20 protein-coding genes are annotated in these 25,287 nt (G+C 64.8%); 12 read left to right on the top strand and 8 right to left on the bottom strand.

All coding sequences use genetic code 11. The features are described from left to right. Positions 1-2: 2 nt before the first annotated feature. The gene (locus WN72_RS37770) at positions 3-1,196 is read right to left on the bottom strand and encodes an efflux RND transporter periplasmic adaptor subunit (RefSeq protein WP_027560759.1); all 1,194 of its coding nucleotides are present in this window, start codon (positions 1,194-1,196) and stop codon (positions 3-5) included. A gap of 241 nt (positions 1,197-1,437) precedes the next feature. Here WN72_RS37770 and WN72_RS37765 point away from each other — a divergent pair, with 241 nt between their 5' ends. Beyond that, positions 1,438-2,229 carry an ABC transporter substrate-binding protein gene (locus WN72_RS37765; RefSeq protein ID WP_092212828.1) on the top strand — a complete coding sequence of 264 codons (792 nt, stop codon included), beginning with the start codon at positions 1,438-1,440 and terminating at the stop codon, positions 2,227-2,229. Positions 2,230-2,269: 40 nt separating this feature from the next. Here the strand turns inward: WN72_RS37765 and WN72_RS37760 are convergent, their stop codons facing one another. Further along, on the bottom strand, positions 2,270-3,445 hold the full coding sequence (locus WN72_RS37760; protein ID WP_092213085.1) for a YncE family protein: 1,176 nt from the start codon (positions 3,443-3,445) through the stop codon (positions 2,270-2,272). A gap of 269 nt (positions 3,446-3,714) precedes the next feature. Between WN72_RS37760 and WN72_RS37755 the strand changes: the two genes are divergently transcribed. The 3 genes from WN72_RS37755 to WN72_RS37745 all read left to right on the top strand — a co-directional run bounded on the left by WN72_RS37755 (position 3,715) and on the right by WN72_RS37745 (position 7,806). After that, positions 3,715-5,424 carry a phospholipase C gene (locus tag WN72_RS37755; protein WP_092212826.1) on the top strand — a complete coding sequence of 570 codons (1,710 nt, stop codon included), beginning with the start codon at positions 3,715-3,717 and terminating at the stop codon, positions 5,422-5,424. A gap of 18 nt (positions 5,425-5,442) precedes the next feature. Beyond that, positions 5,443-6,786, top strand: a complete 1,344-nt coding sequence (locus WN72_RS37750) for a cytochrome-c peroxidase (RefSeq protein WP_092212824.1) — start codon at positions 5,443-5,445, stop codon at positions 6,784-6,786. Positions 6,787-6,945: 159 nt separating this feature from the next. Next, positions 6,946-7,806, top strand: coding sequence for an alpha/beta hydrolase (locus WN72_RS37745; protein WP_092212822.1), 861 nt, complete (start codon positions 6,946-6,948; stop codon positions 7,804-7,806). 138 nt (positions 7,807-7,944) lie between these two features. Here the strand turns inward: WN72_RS37745 and WN72_RS37740 are convergent, their stop codons facing one another. The 4 genes from WN72_RS37740 to WN72_RS37725 form a co-directional block, all read right to left on the bottom strand. Beyond that, positions 7,945-8,727, bottom strand: a complete 783-nt coding sequence (locus WN72_RS37740) for a hypothetical protein (RefSeq protein ID WP_141263090.1) — start codon at positions 8,725-8,727, stop codon at positions 7,945-7,947. Between the two features lie 341 nt (positions 8,728-9,068). Next, entirely contained in the window at positions 9,069-10,142 is a 1,074-nt protein-coding gene (locus tag WN72_RS37735; RefSeq protein ID WP_027560753.1) for a hypothetical protein, read from the bottom strand. 70 nt (positions 10,143-10,212) lie between these two features. Further along, a complete protein-coding gene (locus WN72_RS37730; RefSeq protein ID WP_092212820.1) occupies positions 10,213-11,703 on the bottom strand; it encodes a flavin-containing monooxygenase in 1,491 nt (496 codons plus the stop codon). 108 nt (positions 11,704-11,811) lie between these two features. After that, complete coding sequence (locus tag WN72_RS37725; protein WP_027560751.1) at positions 11,812-12,261, bottom strand: cupin domain-containing protein; 450 nt, start codon at positions 12,259-12,261, stop codon at positions 11,812-11,814. A 188-nt stretch (positions 12,262-12,449) separates the two neighbouring features. On the opposite strand from WN72_RS37725, the gene WN72_RS37720 reads away from it, so the two are divergent. Then, positions 12,450-13,475, top strand: a complete 1,026-nt coding sequence (locus WN72_RS37720; RefSeq protein ID WP_092212818.1) for an AraC family transcriptional regulator — start codon at positions 12,450-12,452, stop codon at positions 13,473-13,475. Positions 13,476-13,481: 6 nt separating this feature from the next. On the opposite strand, the gene WN72_RS37715 is transcribed toward WN72_RS37720, so the two are convergent. Further along, entirely contained in the window at positions 13,482-15,344 is a 1,863-nt protein-coding gene (locus WN72_RS37715; protein WP_092212816.1) for an ATP-binding protein, read from the bottom strand. A gap of 141 nt (positions 15,345-15,485) precedes the next feature. Continuing rightward, entirely contained in the window at positions 15,486-16,118 is a 633-nt protein-coding gene (locus WN72_RS37710; RefSeq protein ID WP_028146178.1) for a cupin domain-containing protein, read from the bottom strand. Between the two features lie 219 nt (positions 16,119-16,337). On the opposite strand from WN72_RS37710, the gene WN72_RS37705 reads away from it, so the two are divergent. The 7 genes from WN72_RS37705 to WN72_RS37675 all read left to right on the top strand — a co-directional run bounded on the left by WN72_RS37705 (position 16,338) and on the right by WN72_RS37675 (position 25,113). After that, the gene (locus WN72_RS37705; RefSeq protein ID WP_092212814.1) at positions 16,338-18,029 is read left to right on the top strand and encodes a peptide ABC transporter substrate-binding protein; all 1,692 of its coding nucleotides are present in this window, start codon (positions 16,338-16,340) and stop codon (positions 18,027-18,029) included. Between the two features lie 27 nt (positions 18,030-18,056). Next, positions 18,057-19,007, top strand: coding sequence for an ABC transporter permease (locus tag WN72_RS37700; protein ID WP_092212812.1), 951 nt, complete (start codon positions 18,057-18,059; stop codon positions 19,005-19,007). A 4-nt stretch (positions 19,008-19,011) separates the two neighbouring features. Then, a complete protein-coding gene (locus WN72_RS37695) occupies positions 19,012-19,887 on the top strand; it encodes an ABC transporter permease (RefSeq protein WP_027560745.1) in 876 nt (291 codons plus the stop codon). A 36-nt stretch (positions 19,888-19,923) separates the two neighbouring features. Continuing rightward, a complete protein-coding gene (locus tag WN72_RS37690; RefSeq protein ID WP_092212810.1) occupies positions 19,924-21,252 on the top strand; it encodes an NAD(P)/FAD-dependent oxidoreductase in 1,329 nt (442 codons plus the stop codon). 8 nt (positions 21,253-21,260) lie between these two features. Beyond that, the gene (locus WN72_RS37685; protein WP_027560743.1) at positions 21,261-22,187 is read left to right on the top strand and encodes a 2-hydroxyacid dehydrogenase; all 927 of its coding nucleotides are present in this window, start codon (positions 21,261-21,263) and stop codon (positions 22,185-22,187) included. Between the two features lie 201 nt (positions 22,188-22,388). Next, a complete protein-coding gene (locus WN72_RS37680) occupies positions 22,389-24,257 on the top strand; it encodes an ABC transporter ATP-binding protein (RefSeq protein ID WP_092212808.1) in 1,869 nt (622 codons plus the stop codon). 340 nt (positions 24,258-24,597) lie between these two features. Beyond that, positions 24,598-25,113, top strand: coding sequence for a hypothetical protein (locus WN72_RS37675; RefSeq protein ID WP_027560741.1), 516 nt, complete (start codon positions 24,598-24,600; stop codon positions 25,111-25,113). The last annotated feature ends 174 nt before the right edge of the window (positions 25,114-25,287 follow it).

The raw sequence follows: 25,287 nt of genomic DNA, 5'->3' as shown, positions 1-25,287 counted from the left end.
CCTTACTTGGCCGACGCCTGCGGCTGGTCGATCTTGGTCACCTGCGGATCGATCTTCTGGCCCGGGATCACGCGCAAGAGTCCTGCGATCACCACCCGGTCGTCCGGCTTCAGCCCGCTCTCGATCACGCGCAGGCCGTTGTCGGTCGGGCCGATTTGCACCTTGCGCTGCTCGACCACGTTGTCGCCGTTGACCACGAGGAGATAGCGGCCGCCCTGGTCGCTGCCGAGCGCGGTGTCGGGGACGAGCAGGGCGTCCTGCTGCTGCGTGAAGGGCACGCGGACGCGGACGAAATAACCGGGCAGCAGCACCCGCTTCTCGTTGGGTATGACGCCGCGCACGGCGAGCGTGCCCGTCGACGTATTGAGGGTCGGCGAGACGTAGTCGAGGTGACCTTCATGCGGATAGCCGGTCTCGGTCTGGAGGCCCACCTGGACCGGCAACTGTCTGAGCTCGGCCACGGTCAGCCCGCGGCGGGTCGCTTCGGCGCGAATGCGCAGCACATCCTGCTCGTTGACGGTGAAGTTCACCCAGATCGGGTCCAGCGCGACGATGGTCGCGAGCTGGGTCGGGGATGAGAAGCCGACGAGCTCGCCGACCGAGACCAGATGCGCGCTGACGATGCCGTCGAACGGCGCCGCCACCCTGGTGTAGCCGTAATTGACCTCGGCAAGCCTGGTGTTGACCTGGGCCTGCTGCAGACTGGCCTGAGCGTTGTCGCGGGTGGATGTCGAGGTGTCGAGCGTGGACTGCGAGACCGCCTGGCGCTGCACCAGCTCGGCCTGCCGCTTGTAATCGGCTTCGGCCTGCTTGACCGTGGCCTGCGCGCCGACCTCGGCGGCCTTCGCCTGCTCGACCTTGAGCTTGTAGGTCTCGGGCTCGATCGTGAACAGCTGGGTGCCCTGCTTGACGAAGGTGCCGTCCTGGTAGTCGATCGATTGCAGGAAGCCTTGCACGCGCGCGACGAGATCGACGCTCTTGATCGGCGCGGTGTTGCCGGTGGCTTCGACATAGCGCGTCACCGGCCGCTGCACTGGCGTTGCCACGTCCACCTTGGGCGGCGGCGGCGCGACGAACGTGTTCTTGTCCTCGCAGCCGGCCAGCGCGACCACGGCCGCGGTGGCGGCCAATGCCTGCCCGAATTGTCTCCACGCTTCGTTGCGCCGTGCGGAAGAAGCCGGATTGGCTGAGGTCATTCGGTGGCCCCCGATGATTGTCTGTCGGTGCGGCAGGCTAGCAACAAATGCCCTTCCGTGGAACACCATAGCCATGGCGGTCAGAGGCCTTGCACTGCAAACGGCGCTGTGGCCTTTGACAGATTTGCCATGACAAACCGCTTTTCACCGAGCGCACGATCGACCAGAATTGCGGCGAGGACCGTGGGAAGCGGTCGGACGGTGCAAATTCGAAAAGAAGAAAAGGTGAGGAGAACATGATATGCCGACCTTCCTCCAATCGGCCCTCGCTGGCCTTGCTCTTGCCGCGGCGTTTGCCATGCCCGCGCTAGCCGATGGTTTGAAGGACGAGATCGCGCCGACCGGCAAGCTGCGGGTCGCGATCGCGATCAGCCCCGCGGGCGGTGCATTCTGGTCGACCAAGACCGAATCCGGTTATTCCGGCGTTCCCGTCGATCTCGGCAAGGAGATGGCCGCGCAGCTCGGCGTGGCGGTCGAATATGTCGTGCACCAGAATTCCGGGCAGATCACCGACGCGGCGGGCAAGGGCACATGGGACGTCACCTGGCTCCCGAAGGATCCCGAGCGCGAGACGAAAATGATGTTCGGCCCGATCTACGAGGTCGCGGACGCCACCTACATCGTCAAGCCGGGCTCGAGCGTCACCAATTTCGCCACGCTCGACCAGGCGGGCATCAAGGTCGCGGCGGTCAACGCCACGACTACGATGCGCGGCGCCGTTGCGCATCTGAAGAACGCGAAGGTCACCGGCTATCAGACCTATGATGAAATATTCGCGCTCCTGAAGAGCGGCGAGATCGATGCCTTCGCGCTGTCGCGCGACCAGCTCAACAAGATGGCGCAGAAGATCCCGGGCACGCGCGTGCTCGACGAGACCTTCAAGAAGACGGTGACCGCCGTCGCTGTCCCGCTCGGCCACAACCAGGCTTTGGCGTTCGTGACCAAGTTCATGACGGATGCGACCACGAACGGCACGCTCCGCAGGGCCTATGACAACAACGGCCTGAAGGACGCGCCGATCCGCACCGAGTAGGGCAGGCGGCGGCGCAGGGGGCCTGCGCCGCCCGCTGACCTTACGGCTCCGCGGTGCGAATGCCCGCAGGGCTCACCTGCAGCTTGAGCGTCGACGTCTTGGTCAGCGCCTTGCCGTCGAACGAGAAGGCGAGCAGCTCGTTCTCGACCATGCACTGCGCCACGACATGTTTGGAGTCCTTGGACCACACCATGCCCTGGCACCAATGGCCGATCTTGGCTTCCGCAACCGGCGTGAGGTCGGTGCCTGAGATCCGGTAGACCTTGAGCAGGCCGAAATCGTTGAAGAAAGGCGAGGCCGACGGCTTGTTCGAGCCGTTCATGACGGTGACGGAAACGTAGTTGCTGTCCGGGGACATTTTGACGGCCTCAGGCGTCTGTCCGACGGTGACCGTCGTGACGACCCGGATTGGCTTTGCGGTCATGTCGATCAGGCTGATCGTATCATTGTCGCCGCCGCCGGCGCCGACATTGCCGACGACGGCCGCGGCCGCGCCGGTGAGATCGATGTCGTAAGGACGCACACCCGCGGAGAGATCGCGCTTGGCGTACTCGACCTTGCTGCCGTCCACAGTGAGAAGCGAGATCTTGCTGTCGCCGTCGCGGGTGACCAGCGCGGTCGCGCCATCGCGCGAGAACACGGCGTGGCTCGGGCCCGACTTGGCGTCACCGAGCTGGATCTTGCCGCTTGCCGTCAGCGCGTTGCCGCTAATGGTGAAGACCGAAACCGTGCCTTCGCTGCGGTTCGCAACCAGCGCCAGCGTGCCTGCGCGGTTGATTGACACTCCGGCCGCGCCTGCACCGGCCTGCAATGTCGCGAGCACCTTTGGCGGTGTTGATTTGATATCGATCACCGAGAGCTTGTCGTCGGGAATAGTCTTGGTCGCATCCGCCGGATCGACCTTCATCGCGCCTGTCACCAGCGCAAACGAACCATCCGGCGCGATCGCCACGCTCGGTGGCGGGCCGACGACGCTGGCGGGTGCAGGAACCTCGCCCAGCAGTTTCAGCACGCCATCGGTGAGGTCGATCACGCTGACCGTGTCCGGCAGCGGCTGCTTGCGCACCACGGCATTGCCGTTCTCCAGAACCATCTTGCCGTCATTGGCGGTGACGACGATTTCGGCGCGGGCGGCGAAACTGGCGAGGCCAGCCAGTGACGTTGCGACCAGGGCTGACGCGGCATGGCGCGTGCGCCTGCGAAGAGCGGCTTTCATGTTTCCCCCTGAGAGCTTGTTCTTGTCCGGCAAAGCTAAATGCAACCGGGCGCGTCGCGCAACAATCTGGACGCGATCATTTTTGCCGTCGTGCAGGGAATAAAGCGACATGACGTGGCCCGGCGCGGCGGAGCAGGCGCCTGCCTAAAAAATCTTCGCTCCGCCACTGCGCAAAGTGTCTCGTGCGTCAAACTGACACAGCTCTGTCATTCGCGGTGTTTAGAACATTTCTGATCGTAAACATCCTCATTTCCGGGGCGTCAAAAAAAATGAAATCGAGACTTCTGACGACGGCTGCGATTTTCGCGGCCGCGAGCGCGCTCGCGTGCACTCTTCCCGTCCTCGCCGACGATTTCGGTCGCGATCGCGATCACGGACATGACGATCATCATCGTCATGCGCACGACATCCACACCGAGACGCCTATCAAGCATCTCGTGGTGATCTTCAACGAGAACCGCTCGTTCGACCATTACTTTGCGACCTATCCGAACGCGACCAACCCGACCGGCTCGATCCCCTTCGTTCCGAAGCCGCATACGCCAAAGGTCAACAACCTCGCCAACGCCAATCTGCTGTTGAACAACCCCAACAACAATCCGGCCAACGGCACCGGCGCGACCGACCCGTTCCGCCTCGACCGCACCCAGGCCAACACGCGCTCGCAGAACCACTCCTACACGCCCGAGCAGCAGGCCGTGGACAACGGCAAGGAAGACCTGTTCCCGAAATTCACTGGCCGCGGCACCGCCGGCGGCGCCGGCGCCTTCGGCACCAACGGTCAGGTCATGGGCTATTTCGACGGCAACACCGTCACCGCGCTGTGGAACTATGCCCAGCACTTCGCCATGAGCGACAACAACTGGACCGACACGTTCGGCCCGTCGACGCCCGGCATGCTCGAAGTGGTTGCCGGCCAGACCAACGGCGTGCAGCCGGTGGTCGGCACCACGTCGTCGATCGCCGACGGCCAGGGCGGCCTGACGCTGACCGGCGATACCGATCCGGGTAACGATGCCTGTTCGAGCACGACCAGCACGATGCTGATGGGCGGCAAGAATATCGGCGACCTGCTCACCGCTGAGCATATCAGCTGGGGCAGCTTCATGGGCGGCTTCGACCTGACGCTCAAGAACGCCAACGGCACCACCGGCTGCGCCCGCAGCACGTTCTCCAGCAACGTCAACGGCACCATCGTCGACTACATTCCCCACCACGCCTTCTTCCAGTATCACGCCTCCACGGCGAACCCGTCCCATGCCCGGCCGAGCTCGGTCCATGCGATCGGCCATACCCATGACTTCAACGGCAAGGTCGATCCGGCCAACCACAATTACGATCTCGAAGACCTCTATGCCGCGATCAAGGCCGGCAACTTCCCGGCCGTCTCCTACGTCAAGATGCCCGCCTTCCAGGACGGTCATGCCGGCAATTCCGATCCGCTCGACGAGCAGGCGGGCAATGTCGAGCTGATCAACTTCCTCCAGAAGCAGCCGGAGTGGCGCGAGACCGCCGTCATCATCACCTACGACGACTCCGACGGCTGGTACGACCACCAATACGTCGCGCCGAAGACCGCCTCGTATGATGCGGCCGCCGATCAGGTCAACGGTCCTGGCCTGTGCGGCCTCGGTCCCAACAAGCAGCCGGCGCCGAACGGTCTCGGCGGCAAGCCGGTGAACGGCCGCTGCGGTCCGGGCACCCGCGTTCCCCTGATCGTGGTCTCGCCCTACGCCAAGACGAACTACGTCAGCCACAACTACACCACGCAGGCTTCGGTGGTCCGCTTCATCGAGGACAACTGGCTGCATGGCAAGCGCCTGGGTGGCGGCTCGTTCGACGCCACCTCCGGCTCGATCATGGACCTGTTCGACTTCGACCATGATCACAGCCACGACTTGCGGGCTGACGCGCTGTTCCTCGACCCGACCGCCGGCACTGTGATCACCAGCCCGCCGGACGAGCACCACCACCACTAGTCCAACGGGACGCTACGAATGAACAGCCGCACTCTGTGGCTCCTTGGCGCCGGCCTGCTTTGTCTGGCCGGCGCCGTCTTTGCTGCCGGGCCGCAGGGATTAGCGGAGCCGAACCAGGTTGGTGTGAACCCGAATCCGGTGCGTCTCATGCGTCCGCCCGTCGCGCCGTTGTCCGCGATGGCGCTGCTCGGCAAGGAAATCTTCTACGACACCTCGCTGTCGTCATCAGGCACGCTCTCTTGCGCGTCCTGCCATAGCCCGGATCACGCCTACGGTCCGCCCAACGATGGCCCGGTCATGCTCGGCGGCGCCAATCTGTCACGGCAGGGCGCACGCGCGGTCCCGTCGCTGACCTATCTCGACCGCCACCCGAATTTCAGCATCGGTCCCGACAAGGGCGACGACGACAACATCATCGACCTCGCGCAGATGGCGGCGATCGGCCAGCAGGCGGCGCGCACGACCAAGACCGCGGGCGGCACCGGCACGTCGGCGAACATCGTGCCGCAGGGCGGCCTGTTCTGGGACGGCCGCGCCGACACGCTGCAAGACCAGGCGCTGTTCCCGCTGCTCGATCCCAACGAGATGGACGGCGGCAGCGCCGAGATCGTCGCGGGCAAGCTGCGCAACGCGCCTTACGCTGGCCGCTTCGTCGAGTTGTTCGGCGCCGGTGTGATGAGGAATCAGCGGCTGCTGATTGCGGAGGCGATGTTCGCGGTCGCGCGCTATCAGGTGGAGGAGCCGAGCTTCCATCCCTACACCAGCAAGTACGATTACTGGCTCGAAGGCAAGGCGCGGCTCTCCGAGAGCGAGCTACGCGGCCTGCAATTGTTCAACGATCCCGATAAGGCCAATTGCGCTGGATGCCACACCTCGGCGCCGACCCGCGACGGCCTGCCGCCACTGTTCACGGATCATCAGTACGAGGCACTCGGCGCGCCGCGCAACGCCGCGCTCGCCAACAATCGCGACCCCAATTATTTCGACCTCGGCGTCTGCGGCCCGCATCGCACCGACATTCCCGAGCAGACGCAATATTGCGGCATGTTCCTGACGCCGACGCTGCGCAACAGTGCGGCGCGGCACGCCTTCTTCCACAATGGCGTCTTCAGCACCCTTCAGCAGGTGATGGATTTCTACAATTTTCGCGACACCGATCCGGAGAAAGTGTTTCCGCGCTCAGCTGACGGCACGGTGCTGAAATACGACGACCTGCCGCAAAAATATCACGCCAATGTCGACGTCACCGACCCGCCGTTCGACCGCCACTCCGGCGACAAGCCGGCGATGACCGAGCAGGACGAAGCTGACATCATCGCGTTCCTGAAGACGCTGACGGACGGCTACAAGGTGGAGAACTGACACGCGGGCTCACGAACGCCCGGTTCGGGCCTGATTGCTGCGGGCGGGATGAAGCCGGTTGGCGAGGCGCAGCGTGCCGCAAGGCGAGCGGCTATGCTAGGCTCTGTAAGTCTTGCCGCATCCGGATCGAAAGGGATGGCAAATTGCTGGAGCCCCGCCATGGATCGTGTGCTTCACCTGATTGCTTCGCTCGGAATTCTCTCGTTCATGACATGGAACGAAGCCTTCGGGGAGCACGCATCGATTGTCTCGATGACGACGCCGCGCGGCGTTCAACAAGCCTTCATCCTGATAAAGCCTGAGCATCCCGTTGCATCCGTCATTCTGTTTGCCGGGGGTAGCGGTCTTCTGCGGCTGAACAGGACGCCGCCTCCGCAGGTAGGGCCATATGCTTTCGTGGCTGGAAATTTCCTCGTGCGCAGTCGCGAGAGATTCGCCGAGCACGATTTCATGGTGGCTGTGATCGACGCTCCATCTGACCAGCCGAGGGGCATGAGTGGGTCTTTCCGCCTCAGCAACGAGCATGCGATCGACATCGGCGCCGTCGTCGACTACCTGAAGTGCCAGGCCGATGTGCCGGTGTGGCTCGTCGGTACCAGCGCGGGCAGTTGGTCGGCGGCACACGGCGCCATCGCGGCCAGCGCGGTTGATGGTCTCGTGCTGACTTCGACGGTTACACGTATTGCGCCGGGGTCCTCGCTGGCCAAGGCCTTTCCGGAAATTGCCAGGGACTACCCCCAGGGCGTCATCGACATGGCGCTACCCGAGATCAGAGTGCCCACGCTCATCGTGTCGCACAGCGAAGATGCCTGCGAGTTTACCCCCGCGACCGATGCGCCGGCCCTCGCAAAGCGCCTGACGCAGGCTGGTCGGGTCGCAATCGTCCTGATCAGCGGCGGCGACCGGCCAAGGTCCGATCCATGCGAGGCCTATGCGGCGCATGGCTTTTACGGCGTCGAACAACAGGCCGTCGACAGAATTGCGGAGTTCATCGCGGCCAGGGACAAGCGGGCTCCATAGATTGCGGCGGCGCGCGCATGCGGGGCGTGGCGCAGGCGCGAGAGAGGCCGAAGCCGTGATGGCTGTGCCGATGACGTCAGTCATCGCTTGCACGAACGCTCCGACCGCGGCCGGGCGTGTTGAATCGCAGAGCGCTATTCAAAAGAACTCAAGCGAAGGAAAGTGATTGACCAGCCTGTCCCAGATCGAGAGCGGCGGCCGTGGCTGCCTTTTTGCGTCCTTGAGCGACAGACACCGCGGTGCCAGCCTCATTCCATAATAGAGGTTCGCTCCAGAGACGCTCTGGCCGCCCTGTATGCTGACGGTCGGGTCAAAATTGTTCTTGATCAAGTCTGTCGTTTGCTCCACGGAGCCTGATGCTGCGTTGTCATAGGCCGCGACGTATTTCGTCGACGCCTTGAGAACCCGCTGTCCCTGGCAAACGTATTCGCCGTTTTCAAGATACCGTCTCACTTCCCGATCGCAGGACTCGCGCTGGAACAGCTCGTCTGCAATGATCGACAGATCTTCAAGCGATATTTCCAGGACCTGAACGTCATCGAGCTCGAGCTTCAGGGTTTCCGCCAATTTTGCATCGGTATGTGACTGGATCGAATGCACGACTTTCGAGTCGAGCGAATATTGCGTCTTTCGCAGTTCGGAGGTGACCTGGGTCGCTGAAGACGAGGTGCGGGTCACGCCGATCAGTCGGTCCGGCGAGACCTCGCACAGCATGTCGTAGTCCTGGCCGTTCGACGAGACATGGTAGATCGAGCCTGGAGCGCGCAAGAGCACTGGTGGCGTTATTGGGTGAAAGCCGATCGCGGTGATGGCTTCGTTGAGCTTGTTCGGGGGCTTGTGGAGATGTATCGCAGCCACGGATGCCAAGGGTGCGATGCTCACGATCGCCACTAATGCCCCCCATTTCAGGAATGGGCGCATTGGAGTTCTCCGCCGATTATCCGCAACAATAGTGCCCACAAGGGCGCGCGCACGCGTTGGCCGAGCCTGCAGGCACAGTCGTCGTGAGTGCGGCGAGAGCGAAGACAAAAAACAGTGCTGCGAACTTCATGACCTGTCCTCCTATGGATTGACAGATGTTCGCTCGACGTGACGTCCGGAAACCCGCAACGCCTTGGCGTCGGGAGGCGAGACATCTTCCTGCTTCTTGCGAAGCTACTCTCGGCGCAAGGCCGCAGATATGAACTGGCTCACACTCTATCTTGAATTGTGCCGGCGCTGGGTGTCCGGTGTCATCGCCTGCACGTCGTCGTTACGATGCGTCAGCGCGGCTTGATCTCCGCGTACTTCGCCATCGCGCGCTCGAACTTCCGGTTGAACAGCCACATCGCGGCGAGGATTTCCCGGAAGCTGGCGGACGTTCGAGCCCGGTCGGCCTGCCCGAACGCGAAGATGCTGTTGTTGCGCAGGTGCTTCATGATCGCAGGGCTGGACACCCGATAGCTCAGGAGATCGCCGGATTTGAGCGCGGACCTCGTGGGGGTGGGGACAATCTGGATCAGCTCGAACAGCTTCATCTGGTCGACCGGGTCGGGCAGCGTCTTCACGATTCCCGGGATCTCCCGGAACAGATCCGCATGTGCGTTCATCAGGCCGTCGCGCACATTGGTCCAGTGATTGAAGCGGTAGTCGGTGCCGCGGGCGCGCGCCTCTTCCTTGTCGTCGCGCGCGCTCAGCTCGGGATCGAGACCTGCGATCTCGCCCTTGATCGCGTCCCATTTCCTGCGGCCGTTGCGGTCTTCGGACGGGCCGGTCTGGAAGCTGCCCATATAGGTGTTGGAGCGACCGTTACGGACATTCTGCTTGCCGTTGGTCTCCGCAAAGAACAGCCCGAGGCTGATGCGGCCCGCAGCTTCGGCGTGAACCGGTGCCAGCCCCTTGGCGCGCGCAATCGCGACCGCGAGATCGACCACGTCCTTGAACGGCGTCGGCGAGTTCTGCGCGCCGGCCGGCGGCGCCTCCATGATGTCGAACAGCTTTCCGTATTCGTCGATCAGCGGTTCGATGTCGGCATCGAAATAGGCCGGCGGGATCTCGAACTTGTTGGGCCGTCCGATCCGCGACGGCATGGCGTCGGTGAGATCCTTGTAGCTACTTATGACCGCGACGCGCGCGAGATAGAGCGCCTGGCCCGGCAGGTTCGGTAGCGGCTGCTTCGCGTCGATCTGCTTGCGCCGCTCGGCGAGAACGGCCTTGAACTCGCCGAGCGCGCGCTCATAGGTCGCGAGCGCCTCGGATTGCCGCGTCGTCAGCGCGCCCGTCTGTGCAACGGCTTGCGCCGTGACGAAGAGGGCAACAGCCGCAAGGGCCGCGGCGGCAAGTCGTCTCGATCCCATGGCTGGTTCCTGTCGATTCGATGGCCAGGGAGATCGTAAGCATCAGAGGCGCGCAGCCGCAATTCTCCTCTCATGCCGCCCGGTAGTCCGGCGCCGTCGCCAGGAACTTCGCATAGGCATCCGCATCCGGCGGCTGGAAGCGCCCCTTGAGCCCGCCGCGCTTCTGCTCCTTCGCGCCGATGTCGGCCATCAGCTCGTCGAAATGGCGGTAGTGATAGGGTGCGACACACAGGCCGCCATAGACGCCGGCAGCCGGACGCTCGACGCGCTTGAAGTGCAGCATCATCTCGATGTTGTCGCGCATCTGGTGCGCCGTCGGCTGCTTGGCGAGCTGGCCGTCGGCATAGCGCACCAGCCAGTTCGCGGCCAGATCGGCGCAGAGCACGGTGCAGAACGAGGAATTGAAGCCGACGAAGCCGAGTTCCGGCAGGTCGGGGTTGGCGATCAGCCGGTAGAGCCGGTACTGCCCGTCGGCGTCGACCAGCTTTTCTTGATATGCCGCCGGCAGGAACGGCACGCCGAGCTTGTAGCCGATCGCGAGCACCGCGACGTCGGCGCCAATGCGCTCGCCGCCGCTCATCACGATGGTGTCGCCTTCATAATGATCGAACGTGCCGAACACGGCCTTGATGCGGCCGTCGGCGACCATCGGATAGAAGCCGGGCGTTGCGATCGGCACCGAGCAGTTGACGCCGTCCTCGATCCGCTCCTTCGGCACCATCTTGCAGCGGCCGAGCTTGAGCTGCGCCTTGAGCAGGCTTTCGAGCCCGCGCCAGTTCGCCCAGACCAATGGCGCGGCAATGCGGTGGGCAAGCCGCGCCATCGCGCTGGCGCCCCAGCCTGGAAACATCTCCTCCTGCGCGCGGATGTAGAGGATGCGCTTGAAGTTCACGAGCCCGCCGATGAAGTAGGGGATGCGCCAGACCGGCTCGCGCATCGCGATGGTGACCTCGCGCGCGCCTGATTTCACCGCGTTCACGGCGATGTCGGTCGCCGATTTCGAGCCGCCGAGCACGACGACGCGGCGGCCTTTCGCCAGCGCGGGATCGCCGTATTTCGACGAATGCAGGATCTGGCCGCCCTGGCCCAGGAAGCTGCCTTCGCCGCGGCAATGCAGCTCGCGCGGTTCGTTGAACTGCCCGGTGCAGACCGCGACGAAATCGAACTCCTCGTTCGACGGCGTCCCGCCCTTGCTCGTCAGGGTAAGCGTCCAGCCCGGCTTGCCGTCAGTGCGGCGCGCCATGCCGGCGACTTCAGTATTGAGGCGCAGCATGCGGTCGAGGCCAAAACTCCTGGCGTAATCGGCGAGATAGGCGTGGACCTGCGGCCCGGTTGGCCATTCCGGATAGGCGTCCGGCATGGCGCGGTCGGTGTAGCGGTAGAGATCCTTCGGGCTCTGGGTCTGCACCTCCGGATAGGAGCGCGCCGGCTCCCAGACGCCGCCGAGATCGGCGCTCCGCTCGACGATGGTGACGCGGTGGCCGCGGCTGGAGAACGCTTTTGCAGCGGCAAGGCCGGAGACGCCGGCGCCGATCACGCAGACATGCTTGGGACTGACCATGGGATGGCTCGCAATCAGGTGTTTCGCGCGCAAGCGGCCACGTTCGGCCGCAAGGCGCGGCCGGCGGAGCTGCAAGCAGATGGAGGTGGGCGAGGAGGCGCGCTGCGCCTAGTCGTTGGCCTCGGGCGGCAGAAAGTCGACCTCGTGCAGCGCCGAGATGCGCACGACTTCAGCCGGGTCGGTCAGATTGTGCAGCTGGTTGAACAGCGCCTCCAGCTTCTGCATCGGCGAGACCCAGAACAGCGCGCGGCACGGCTTGTCGGATTTGTTGAAATAGCCATGCGGGATGCCGCGCGGCATGCGCACGAGGTCACCGGCATGGGCCTTGACCCATTTGCCGTCGAGCTTGAGGTCGAGCGTGCCTTCCTGCACCAGGATGAACTCGTCCTGGGTCGGATGGATGTGCACCGGCACGAACTGGCCGGGGTCGCTGTTGGTCTCGAACGCGAAGGTAGAGTCGGTGACGGCCTTGGGGAAGTAGACCTGGCCCAGGATGTTCCAGCTCTTGCCCCCATAGCCCGTGCCATTGGCGGTAATGCCCTTTTCGAGTGCAGTCATGGCTTGCTCCTCATGGATTCCGGCGGGGACGGAGCTTCGGCCAGCCTTGGGCCGCCTGTCTATCCGCTAAACGAATCCGGGCATGGCTGTTGCCATGCAGCACGACGATTTTGCAGCCGCGGCCCTTCTCGCGTCCGGGGAACTATTATAGGCTTAAAGCAATTCCGTGACGCGAAGCGTGGTCGACGATGTCCGCAGCCGTGCTGGAGACGAGCGCAAGGGGAGCCACAGCCGAACGGCTGGCGGCTTTCGCCCGCGTCACCACCGATGATGTCGACGAGGCTGCCGAGCAGATCGGGCGCATCTTCTGTCCCCACGATCTCAAGCCGGCGCAAGCGCGCGCAGCCGGCTTCTCGGCCCGGCACAATTGCGCGGCATTCGCAGGGTTTTCCATCAACTACGTCGCCTATGGCGGATCGGTGAGCATCGATCCCGGCTGCCTCGACCGCTTCTTCCTGGTACAGATCCCGCTCACCGGCGCCGCCCGCATTCGTGCCGGAGCCTGCGAGATCGAGACCGCAGCGGGCCGGACGGCGTCGCTGCTGTCGCCGACCATTCCGACCCGGATGGTGTGGACGGATTGTGCGCAAATCATCCTGCTGCTTGACCGCCGCATGGTCGAGCAGCGCGCTGCGGCGCTGTCGGGCAAGGCGGCGGGGCCGGTCGAGTTCGATCCTGTGATCGACCTTGATGCGCCGTCCGGGCACGATCTCCGCACGAAGCTCAATGAACTGATGCAGCTCGCCGAGCGTCTTGGTCCCCCCGGTAGGCTGTCACCGGTCGCGATGACCGATTGGCGCGAGGCGCTGCTCGATCGTCTCCTCAATGGCCAGCGCCATGGCCTCTCGGATGCGATCACGACATTCTCTGGGCAAGCGGAGCGTCTGCCGCGCGCGCTTCGTGCCGCGCGCGACCATCTTGCCGACAATGCCGGCGAGCCGCTCGATCTCGCAGAGCTCGCCTGCGCGTCCGGCGTCGGCATCCGCGCGCTCCAGCTCGGCTTCCGCCGTCACTTCGGCGTGTCGATTTCGGAGATGCTGCTCGACATGCGCCTCGCCGGCCTGCATGGGCGCCTCTCGCAGGCCGCGCCCGATGCCTCGATCACCGAGATCGCGTTCGATCTCGGCTTCACCCATCTCGGCCGCATGGCCGGCGCCTACCGCGAAAAATTCGGCGAGACGCCGTCTGCGACGCTGCGGCGTAGGATGAGCTAGGCGCAGTTATTTTCGCGGCCAGGTCGTGCGGCGGTCTTCGGCGGCCTGCCTGCGCAAGAAGCCCTCGACATCGGCCTGCACCGAATACGGCGTGGGAATCGGATCGCCCGCGGAATCGACCGCGGTATCGAGCGAGCGGCGCAGCATGCGCGCGAGCTCGGCCTTGCGGTAGGGTTTTGTCAGTAACGGCGCGCCCATGGTGGCGCGTCCCTGCGCATGCAGGGAGTCGTAGGCGTAGCCCGACGTGAACAGGACCCGCAGCGAGGGACGTTCCGCAACCATCCGCTCCGCGAGCTCGCGCCCGTTGATGCCGCCGGGCATCACGATGTCGGTGAAGAGCAGGTCGAACGGCGTGCCTTGCGCCGAAATGGCGAGCGCTTCAGCAGCGTTGACGGCGGGGATGACCTTGTAGCCGAGGCTTTCGAGCTGCACCGTGACGTATTGGCGGACATCGTGGTCGTCCTCGACGCACAGGACGGTCTCCGTTCCGCCGACGATCTTGCGCTCGTCATAACCGGTCGGGCGAAGCGTGCTCGTCTCCGCCTTCGGCAGGTAGATCGTGAAGATCGTGCCGCGGCCTTCGGTGGAGGAGACCTTGATGCCGCCGCCTGACTGCTTGACGAAGCCGAACACCATGCTGAGGCCGAGCCCGGTGCCCTTGCCGACATCCTTGGTAGAGAAGAAGGGATCGAAGATGCGTTCGAGGATGGCTTGCGGAATGCCGGTGCCGGTGTCGGCGATCTCGATCTCGACATAGTCGCCGGCATAGCCGGCGCCGACCGCCACCGCCTCGCGCACGCCGAACACGACGTTGCGTGTCGTCAGCGTCAGCCTGCCGCCGTCCAGCATCGCGTCGCGGGCATTGATCGCAAGGTTGAGCAGCGCTGAGCTCAATTGGCCGCGGTCGGCGAAGGCGAGCCAGACATTGCCGTCGAGCCTGGTCACGATCTCGATCTTCTTCTCGAAGGTCGCCAGCAGCAGCTTTGCCAGCTCCTCGAGCAGTTCGTTGACGTCGATCTCGGCCGGCTGGAGCGCCTGCTTGCGCGCAAAGGACAACAGGCTCGACGTCAGCACGGCGCCGCGGTCCGCCGCCTCGCTGATCAGCTTGGTGATGGTCGCAAGCGGCGGGTTGTCCTTCACGGCGTCGGCGAGGATCTCGATCGTGCCGGTGATCACCGTGAGCATGTTGTTGAATTCGTGCGCGATGCCGCCGGTGAGCTGCCCGACCGCCTCCATCTTTTGCGCCTGGATCAGCTGCTCCTCGGCGGCGCGCTTCTGGGTGACGTCCTTGACGAAAATGTTGATGAGGTGGCGCGTCCCGACGTGGAGCGCCGTGCTGGAGCCTTCGATCAGGATCTCGTCGCCGTTCCGGTGCAGCAGGGTTGCCTCGAACCGGATGCCGATCGGCGTATGCGACAATTCCGGCAACAGCCGCATCATCCGCTGCCGGAAGCCGGCGCGGAGTGGTTCGGCGATGAGGAGGTCGACGACATCGGTGCCGAGCGCCTCCTTGCGCGACCATCCGGTCAGGGCTTCGGCCTGAAAGCTCCACTCCAGCACGACGCCGTTCGCGTCGGTCTGGATGAAGGCATCGAGCGCGGTCTTGATGACGCCTTGCGTTGCTTGCGCGCCGGCCTGCGCCTGCTCGGCCAACGCTGCGGCCGTATGCTTCATCTGCGCCGTCTCGATCGCGCCCGTGCACAGCCGCGCAAGCAGCACCGCAACGACGACGCTTGCGAAGAGGGCGATGACCTGGGCGATGCCGAAGCCGCCGGCGGCGCCGGCCACGGCATAAGAGATAAGGAGAGCGGCACTGGTCACGACGGCCTGCGTGGCGATCGCGAGTGTCAGAAGCCTCCTGAGTTTCATGCTCTCATACCAAAGACGCCAGAAGCGCACCGTCCCGCCGCCCTGTCGACGAGGCCGGCATCACGTGAGCTACAGACTGCCCGCGTCTCCGTCGATGGTCAATTTGCGGCGCCGGGGGCCGCCGGGAACTTAGCAGGTGGCTCAACCTGCCGGCGAATCGGTCTGGCGCAGCGTCGTGACCCAGATCGCGCGCGCCACCTGCTGGGTCGGGTTGTCGAACATGTGCGGCACGATGCTCGGAAAACGAAAACTGTCGCCGGCTTCCAGCACATGGGCCTGGTTGTCGAGCCACAGCCGCAGGCTGCCGGAGAGGATGTAGCCGGCCTTCTCGCCGGTGTGCTGCAGGAAGTCCGTGCCTGAGGAGGCGCCGGGGTTGAGCGTGAGCTCGTAGAGTTCGAGCTGGCCATTGCCGTCAGGGGTGAGCGCTTCCTTGACGACGCCGCTGGCGGTGAGTCGCAGCAGGCGCCGGTTGTTCTTGCGCACGATGTAGCGCTGCACATCGGTGGGATCGCTGGTCTCGAAGAAGTAGGAGATGGGAACGTCGAGCGCGATGCTGAGCAGGCGCAGCGTGCGGATCGACGGCATCGCGCGTGCGCGTTCGAGCTGGCTGATCATGCCGTTGGAGAGGCCGGTCTTGTTGGCGACGTCCTGGATCGAGAGTCCGGCGCGCTGACGCAGCAGCCGCACGGTCTCGCCGAGGCGCTGGTCGACCGCATCGTCGGCCTCGATCGCCGGTGCGTCCTTGGTGCCGTTGGTATCGCCGCGACCATCCATGTCGCTCTCCCATGCATCGTATCACCCCGGGACCGCGTCGATCCGAGGTTCAGTCACAGTGAAAAGGTCGCGCATACTAGCAATGCGATTGACAGCTGTATTTAGTCATGATGAACTTTTGATCGAAAAATTTAGAAGCACTAAAGCCCACTTCCTGTCCCTTTGCCGGGGTCTCGGGGGCGCGGGAGACGGTGCCGCGTGCGGGAACGGAGACTGGTCATGGCAGATGACATGGGCAAGTTCGGCATTGAGGCAGTGCGTCTCGGCAGTCCGAACCGCCGTCAGTTCTTCCAGCTCGGCGCGGGCGCCGCAGCGGGATGGAGCCTCGCAGGCAGCGCCATCGCCCAGACCGAACGCCCGACCAATCCGCCGGACAAGCCGCGCGGTCAGGTGATCGCGGCGCTGTCGCAGGAGCCGACGGTGTTTCATCCGCTGATGCCCGGCATCGAGGTCGATCAGGGCGTCTGGTGGCAGGTGTTCTCGCTGCTCTGGTACATCGATCCCGAGGGCAATTTCGTTCCGGACCTCGCGCGCGAAGTGCCGACCATCGAAAATGGCGGCCTGTCGGCCGACGGTCTGACCTGGAAGATCAAGCTGCGCAACGACGTGAAGTGGCATGACGGCACGCCGTTCACGGCCGAGGACGTCAAGTTCTCGCTCGAGCTGATCAACGATTCCAATTTCCGCGCGCGCAGCCGCGTCGGCCACAGCCTCGTCAAGGACATCAAGGTCGTAGCGGCGGACGAGATCCACTGGCGGATGGAAGCGCCGTATTCGCCCTACATGTCCATCCTGGGATCGCTGACCTTCATCGTGCCCAAGCACATCCTGGAGAAGGTGTCCGATCCGAACGCCTCGCCGTTCCACAATGCGCCCGTCGGCACCGGGCCGTTCCGCTGGGGCGAGCGCGTGCCCGGCGACCACATCCTGCTCAATGCCCACACCGGCTATCACGGCAAAGGACCTTACGTCGAACGCGTGGTGTTCAAATACATCCCCGACCTCACCGTGCTCTACACCCAGTTCCGCACCGGCCAGGTCGACTACACCGGCCTGCAAGGCATTTTGCCGAACTTCGTGCAGGAGGCGAAGACGCTGAAGGGCCGCAAGATCTTCGTCTCCGCGACCTCTTCGGTGGAGCACATCGCGCCCAACCTGGAATTCGGTCCCTTCGCCGACCGCGCGGTGCGCGAGGCGCTGTATCTTGCCATCAACAAGCAGGCGATCATCGACGCGCTCTATTACGGCCTGCCGACGCAGACCGAGAGCTTCGTGCCGCAGCAGGCCTGGTCGTTCCAGCAGGGGCTGCCGCAGCACAAATACGATCCCGCCAAGGCCAATGCTCTGCTCGATGCGGCCGGCTGGGTGCGCGGCTCCGGGGGCGTGCGCGAGAAGGGCGGCGTCAAGCTCGAATTCACCAACTCGACGACCTCAGGCAATGCCGTGCGCGAGCAGACCCAGCAGCTCCTGATCCAGGACTGGCGCGCGATCGGTGCTGCGATGCGTGTCAACAACATGCCGGCCGCGGTGATCTGGGGCGATTTCTGGCAGCAGTCGAAGTTCAATTCGGTGCTGGTGTCCGTGAACTTCATGCTCGGCAGCGACCCCGACGTGACGCCGCGCTTCGGCTCGGGCGCCATTCCCGCCAAGGGCGGCCGCGGCTACAACACCTATCAATACAAAAATCCCGAGGCCGATCGTCTCCTCGCCGAGGGCGCGAAGCAATTCGATCTGGGGCAGCGCAAGACCACCTATGGTGATCTGCAAAAGCTGATCCGCAACGATCTTGCGATCCTGCCGATGTTCCAGGGCTTCATCGCCGAGGGTGTAAAGGAGGGGCTGCAAGGCTTCCGTCCCAACATCAACACCTCCATCAACTGCTGGAACATCCGCGAATGGTATTGGGCCTGATGCGTCTGGCTCGCTGGACCGCCTGACATGGCCCGCTACGTCGTCAACCGCCTGGCGCAGGCGGTCATGCTGCTGGTGATCGTCTCCGCGATCGGCTTCGCCCTCCTGCATCTGGCGCCCGGCGGTCCGCTCTCGCAGTTCGCCGTTTCCGGGCAGATGACGCAGGAGGATCTCGACCGCGTCACCAGGCAGCTCGGTCTCGATCGTCCGCTGCCGATCCAGTATCTCGACTGGTTCGGCCGCATGCTGAAGGGCGACTGGGGCAAGTCCTATCGCGACGGTGAAGCGGTGCTGTCGGTGATCTCCTCGCATCTCGGAGCGACGCTGGAGCTGATGGCGACGGCGACGATTATCGCGGTGCTGCTCGGCTGCTGGATCGGCATCCTTGGCGCGCTGCGCCGTTACTCGCTGTTCGATTCGCTTGCCACGGTCGGCGCCATGATCGCGCTGTCGATCCCGACCTTCTGGTTCGGCCTCGTCACCATCTACGTGTTCTCCGTCAAGCTAGGCTGGCTGCCGGCGGGCAACCGCCAGACCATCGGCGACGGCTCCTTCCTCGACCTGCTGCATCATCTGATTGCGCCGGCGATGGTGCTGGCGCTGGTCGAGACCGCGATGTGGGGCCGCTTCATGCGCTCCTCCATGCTCGAGGTGATCAACCAGGACTACATCCGCACCGCGCGCGCCAAGGGCATGCCGGAATGGCGCATCCTCACCGTGCACGCGCTTCGCAATGCGCTGTTGCCGATGATCACGGTGGCCGGCCTGCAGTTTCCGACGCTGCTCGGCGGCGCGCTGGTGGCGGAGACCGTATTCACATGGCCTGGCATGGGGCGTCTGTTCCTCGATTCCATCGGCTACCGCGACTATCCCGTCGTGATGGGCATCTTGATGTTCTCGGCGACCATGGTGCTGATCGGCTCGCTGCTCGCCGACATCCTCTATGCCGTCGTCGATCCGCGCATCCGGGTGGGCTGAAGCGATGGCGACCGCGACGCTCACCACCGTTCAGCTCGCGCCTGGCCAGGCCGCCTGGCGGCGTTTTCGGCGTCATCGGCTCGCGCTCGCAGGCGCTGTCATCATTCTCGTGCTCGTGCTCGGCTCCGCGATCGGGCCTTATCTGCTGCCGTTCGACGACACCTATATCGACATCATGAAGCGGTTCGCGCCGCCGCTGTCCGGCGCGCATATCCTCGGCACCGACGAGCTCGGCCGCGACGTGCTGGCGCGGCTGATGATGGGCGGGCGCATCTCGCTCTCGATCGGCATCGTCGCGATGGTGATCGCGATGGCGGTCGGAATCGTCGTCGGCGCCTTTGCCGGCTTCTATGGCGGCGCCCTCGGCGCGGTGCTGATGCGGCTCGTCGACGCCGTGCTGTGCTTTCCGACCATCTTCCTGCTGCTCGCGCTCGCGGCGCTCACCGAGCCCGGCCTCGTCACCACCACAGTGCTGATCGCCGCCACCGCCTGGATGGCCGTGGCGCGCGTCGTCGAGGCCCAGGTGCGCTCACTGCGCGAGCGAGAATTTGCCGTGGCCGCGCTCGCCTTCGGCTCCTCGAACCTGCGCATCATGTTCCGCGAGCTCGTGCCCAACGCGATCGCGCCGATCGTGGTGGCGGCGACGCTGAACGTCGCCAAGGCGATCCTGCTGGAATCCTATGTCAGCTATCTCGGCTACGGCATCCAGCCGCCGGCCGCGAGCTGGGGCAACATGCTCAACAACGCGCAGATCTACCTGACCAGCGCGCCGTGGCTTGCGATTGCGCCGGGCGTCGCCATTACGCTGGCCGTGACCAGCTTCAACTTCCTCGGCGACGGGCTGCGCGATGCGCTCGACCCGCGCCTGAACATCCCATGACACGATCTCGATCGAACTGACCTCCAGGAGTGCCCCATGTCCCCGCCGCTCAACCGTATCAACAGCGATGAACGCCTGCCGGCGCAGGCGGACGTCGTCGTCATCGGCGGCGGCGTCATCGGCGTCTCCGCGGCCTATCATCTTGCCAAGAAGGGCCTTTCGGTCGCTCTGGTCGAGAAGGGCCATGTCGGCGGCGAGCAGTCGAGCCGCAATTGGGGCTGGTGCCGCCAGCAGGGCCGCGCGCGCGAGGAGATCCCGCTGGCGCGTGAGGCGCTGCGGCTGTGGGAGGACATGCAGAACGACGCCGGCGTCGATGCCGGCTTCCGCCGCACCGGCGTCTTGTTCCTGACCAAGAGCAAGGACGAGCTCGCCGGCTGGGAGCGCTGGGCCGCGATCGCGCGCGAGCAGCAGGTGCACTCGACCGTGCTGACGCCGGCAGAGGTCGCCGAGCGCATGCCCGGCAATGCGGACCAATGGGTCGGCGGCCTGCACACGCCGAGCGACGGCCGCGCCGAGCCGTCGATGGCCGTGCCCGCACTTGCCACCGCCGCGCGAAAGCACGGCGTCACCATCCATCAGGGCTGCGCCGCGCGCGGACTGGAGACGACAGGCGGGAAGGTCAGCGCCGTTGTCACTGAGAAGGGCACCATCCGCACGCAAGCCGTGCTGCTGTCGGGCGGCGCATGGTCGTCGCTGTTCTGCCGCCGCCACGGCATCGAGCTGCCGATCGGCCTCGTCAACGCCACCGCATGCCGGACCACGCCGGGACCGGAGATCACTTCGGGCGCGCTCGGCACGGATCTCTACTGCATCCGCCGCCGCCTCGACGGCGGCTTTACGCTGGCGCTGCGCAACCGCGGCACGGTCGAGCTGTCGCCCGACCTGTTCCGCTACGCCTGGACCTTCTGGCCGACCTATCAGCATCGCAAGAACGGGCTCAAGCTGTCGTTCGGCAAGCCGTTCTTCGACCAGATCATGCGCGGCACCGGCTGGAGTTTCGACAAGCCCTCGCCGTTCGAGACTGAGCGCGTGCGCGATCCCGCGCCCGACATGTCGCTGGTCAACGCGGCACTGGCCTCGCTGATCAAGTCCAATCCGGAATTGAAGGAGATCAAGATCGCGGAAGCCTGGGGCGGCACGATCGACTGCACGCCCGACACCATTCCGGTGATCTCGCCGGTCGATGCGCTGCCGGGCTTCTTCCTTGCCACCGGCTTCTCCGGCCACGGTTTCGGCATTGGTCCCGCGGCGGGCAAGCTCGCCGCCGACATCGTCACCGGCTCGACGCCGCTGGTCGATCCCGCCGCCTACAGCCACAAGCGCATGATCGACGGCCGGCGCCTCGCGCCGGTCAGCCCGTTCTGAGGGGCGGCATGACGGTCCTCTACAAGGCCAATCTGGTTCGCGGGGCCGAGTGGGCACGCTTCTTCGCGGAGCGCGCGCCTGATGTGCCGTTCCGGCTCTGGCCCGACATCGGTGATCCCAAGGCGGTACGCTACCTAGTCGCCTGGCAGCCGCCGGACAATATCGCGGCGACGTTCCCAAATCTCGAACTGGTGTTCTCGGTCGGCGCCGGCGTCGATCAGTTCGACATCACAAAACTTCCGCCGCATGTTCCGCTGGTCCGCATGATGGAGCCCGGCATTACCGATCGCATGGTCGAATATGCCTGCATGTCCGTGCTGGCGCTGCATCGCGATCTCGTGCAGTTCATCTCCCAGCAGCGCGAGCAGGTCTGGCGTGAGCTCCCCGCGACCTACGCCGGTGAGCGGCGTGTCGGCGTGATGGGACTTGGCCTGCTCGGCCAGGCTGTGCTCGAACGACTCAAATCATTTGGTTTCTCGCTGCTCGGCTGGAACCGTTCGCCGCGGGAAATCGACGGCGTCACCTGTTATGCGGGCGCGGAGGCCTTGCCGGATTTCCTGGGGCAGTCCGACATTCTCGTCTGCCTGCTGCCGCTGACCTCGGAGACACGCGGCATCCTCAACGCGAATCTGTTCGCGCATCTGCCGCGCGGCGCGCGGCTGCTCAATGTCGGGCGAGGCGGGCATCTGGTTGAGGCCGATCTCATCGTGGCGCTCGACAGTGGGATGCTGTCTGCCGCCGTGCTCGACGTCGCCGAGCCCGAGCCGCTGCCGGCGGGCCATCCGTTCTGGAGCCATCCGCGCATTCTGCTGACGCCGCACATTGCCAGTACGACGAAGCCGGAGACGGCGGTCGACTACGTGCTCGACACCATCGCGCGCCACCGCCGGGGCGAGGCCTTGCCGGGGCGTATCGACCGTGATCGCGGTTACTGAAGGCGCGATGGTGATGATGACATCGGTGCAGCCACGGGCTCCTCTCACCTCTCCCGCTTGCGGGAGAGGTCGGCGCGTAGCGCCGGGTGAGGGCTTTCTCCTCTTGGGGGTTCTTGATTGTGGAGGCACCCTCTCCCCAACCCTCCCCCGCAAGCGGGGGAGGGGGCGGACCTTCTTCGCGGCAAGCGCTGGGGGCATTGCATGAGCACCGGTGCAACGAGACCAGATCAAGTTGCCGCCGAAGCGCACACGCCGGTACTGTCGGTCGCCGGCCTCACCACGTCCTTCATGCGCGAACGTGAATGGATCCCCGTCGTCCGCAACATCTCCTTCGACATCGCGCCGCGCGAGACCGTGGCCATCGTCGGTGAGTCCGGCTCGGGCAAGAGCGTCACCGCGCTCTCGATCATGCGGCTCGTGCCGAAAGAGAGTGGCCGGATCGAGGGCCGCGTTACGCTCGCCGGCCGCGATCTGCTGACGATGCCCGAAGCTGATATGAAGGACATCCGCGGCAACGACGTCGCCATGATCTTCCAGGAGCCGATGACGAGCCTCAATCCGGTGCTCACCATCGGCTTCCAGATCGCGGAAGCGCTGATCCAGCATCGCGGCCTGTCACGTGCGGCGGCGGAGGCCGAGACTGTTCGCTTGCTCGATCGCGTCCGCATTCCCGCGGCGAAATCGCGCTTCCATGAGCATCCCCATCGCTTCTCCGGCGGCATGCGCCAGCGCGTGATGATCGCGATGGCGCTGGCCTGCAAGCCGAAGCTTCTGATCGCGGATGAGCCGACCACGGCGCTCGACGTCACCATCCAGGCGCAGATCCTGGAGCTCTTGAAGGAGCTCCAGCAGGAGGAGGGGATGTCGATCCTGTTCATCACCCACGACATGGGCGTGGTCGCCGAGATCGCGGACCGTACCGTGGTGATGTATGGCGGGCAGGCCGTTGAGACCAACGCCACCTCGCGCATCTTCGCAGCACCCGCGCATCCCTACACGCGCGCGCTGCTCGCCGCTGTGCCGCGCCTCGGTTCGATGGACGGGCGCGCGCGGCCGATGCGCTTTCCGATCGTCGACAAGGTGACGGGCACCTCGGACGAGCCGGCCGAGACGCCCGATACGGTCTCGACGGCCGCGCGTCCGCTGCTCGAAGTCTCCGGCCTCACCACGCGCTTTCCGATCCGCTCGGGCCTGTTCGGCAAGGTTTCGGGCCGCGTCCACGCGGTGGAGAATGTCTCCTTCACCTTGCGCGCCGGCGAGACGCTGGCGCTGGTCGGCGAGTCCGGTTGCGGCAAGTCCACCACGGGCCGTTCCATCCTCAAACTGACGGAGCCGGACGCCGGCACCGTCCTGATCGACGGGCAGGACGTGCTCGCCATGAAGGGCCGCACCTTGCGCGACTTCCGCAAGCACATGCAGATCGTGTTCCAGGATCCGTTCGCGAGCCTCAATCCGCGCATGTCGGTGGGCACGGCGACCGCAGCGCCCTTGCTCGCCAACGGGCTCGCCACGGCGGCGCAGGCCCGCGACAAGGTCGCCGACCTGCTGGTGCGGGTCGGTCTCACCGCCGACATGGCTGCGCGCTTCCCGCACGAATTCTCCGGCGGCCAGCGCCAGCGCATCTGCATCGCGCGCGCGCTCGCGCTCGGGCCAAAGCTGATCGTCGCGGACGAGGCGGTCTCCGCGCTCGACGTCTCGGTCAAGGCGCAGGTCGTCAATCTGATGCTCGACCTTCAGGCCAGCATGGGCCTCGCGTACCTGTTCATTTCCCACGACATCGCGGTGGTCGAGCGCATGAGCCATCGCGTCGCGGTGATGTATCTCGGCGAGATCGTCGAGATCGGCCCGCGCGCGGATGTGTTCGGCAATCCCCAGCATCCCTACACCAAGAAGCTGATGGCCGCCGTGCCGGTGCCCGACCCATCGCGCCGCGGCACGAAGCGCGAGGCGTCGAACGACGAGATCAGAAGCCCGGTGCGCGCACCGGATTACCAGCCGCCGGTGCGGCAATATCGCGAGGTCTCACCGGGGCACGTCGTGCAGGTCTGGGGCGAGGAGTGGTCGGCCTGAGGAGTGTGGTTCACACGTCCTCCGGAAATTGTGACCGGATGGAGCGAGGGCGAACAGCGGTCTGTGAACCGCTTCATAGTCCATCCCTCTCGTTTTGAACTATCACTCTCGCAAGAAATTGCCGCACCCGGACCTGTTCGACAACACGGGTGAGTTGCAATACCTGCGCAGCCGCGTGCTCCGCAGCTGTGGATTGGCTCCTCGCCTTCGCGAGCAAGCCAGCCCCATCACTCAGCACAGAACTTTCAGATATTGGGATCAAGGGCATCGAGAAACGCGTCCCGGCAGATTCGATCTGGGGTCGGCCAGTAGGCTGCCAAGTACTCAGAAGGAATCCCCCATGAAGATAAGCAGCGCAATTTTCAGCTCATTTTCCCTCACGCGGTACGTCGGCAGCCTGGGGATTGCCCGTTCCAGTCTGATCAAGTCGGCACACACCCTTGAAAGGATTGGCCTGGCAGCCGTCGGAGCCTCTTGCGGCCTCTATGTGGGTGCGACCCTGTTGCGTCAGAAAGGCGGACTGTTTGAAAGCGGCTGGATCGTGCTGATCACAATGCTCTATGGAGCGCTCAGCTATTATGTCGGAATTGACTTGTCCGGCAACGTCGCAAAGCGGCCGAAATCGAGCATCTCGGAAGAATGGAACGGCTCGGAGTCGGCTGAAATCATGAGTGCGGCCGGAACGTTCGGCGCGGCGATCGCCGCAACTCTGTCCGTCAGCATTCTTGTCCTTGACCAAAGCCTATCAAACGGCCTGATAAGCTTTGTTGCGGGCTTCTGGGCGGTCGGTTCTTCGCTTCAGGTCGCGGCGGGCACGATGGCGCGCAACCAGGAAGCGCCGATGAACGAGCAATGAAGGAATTGCGCTCACGGAAATACCTCCCGCTGGGCATCCTATGCGAGCGCAAGCCGCAGTGCTGGTCGAAGTAAGTCGTGACGACATATCGCAACCCTGCCGTCCAACGCTGCGCACCAGCGATGTTTGGTCGCGCAGCCGTTCGCATCGAGCCGTGTCCCGATCGAAGCGTCA

This window comes from Bradyrhizobium arachidis (assembly GCF_015291705.1).
GTDB classification, from domain to species: Bacteria; Pseudomonadota; Alphaproteobacteria; order Rhizobiales; family Xanthobacteraceae; genus Bradyrhizobium; species Bradyrhizobium arachidis.
The sequence above is the reverse complement of the archived record's forward strand: the minus strand, read 5'-3'. Positions and strand labels throughout refer to the sequence as shown.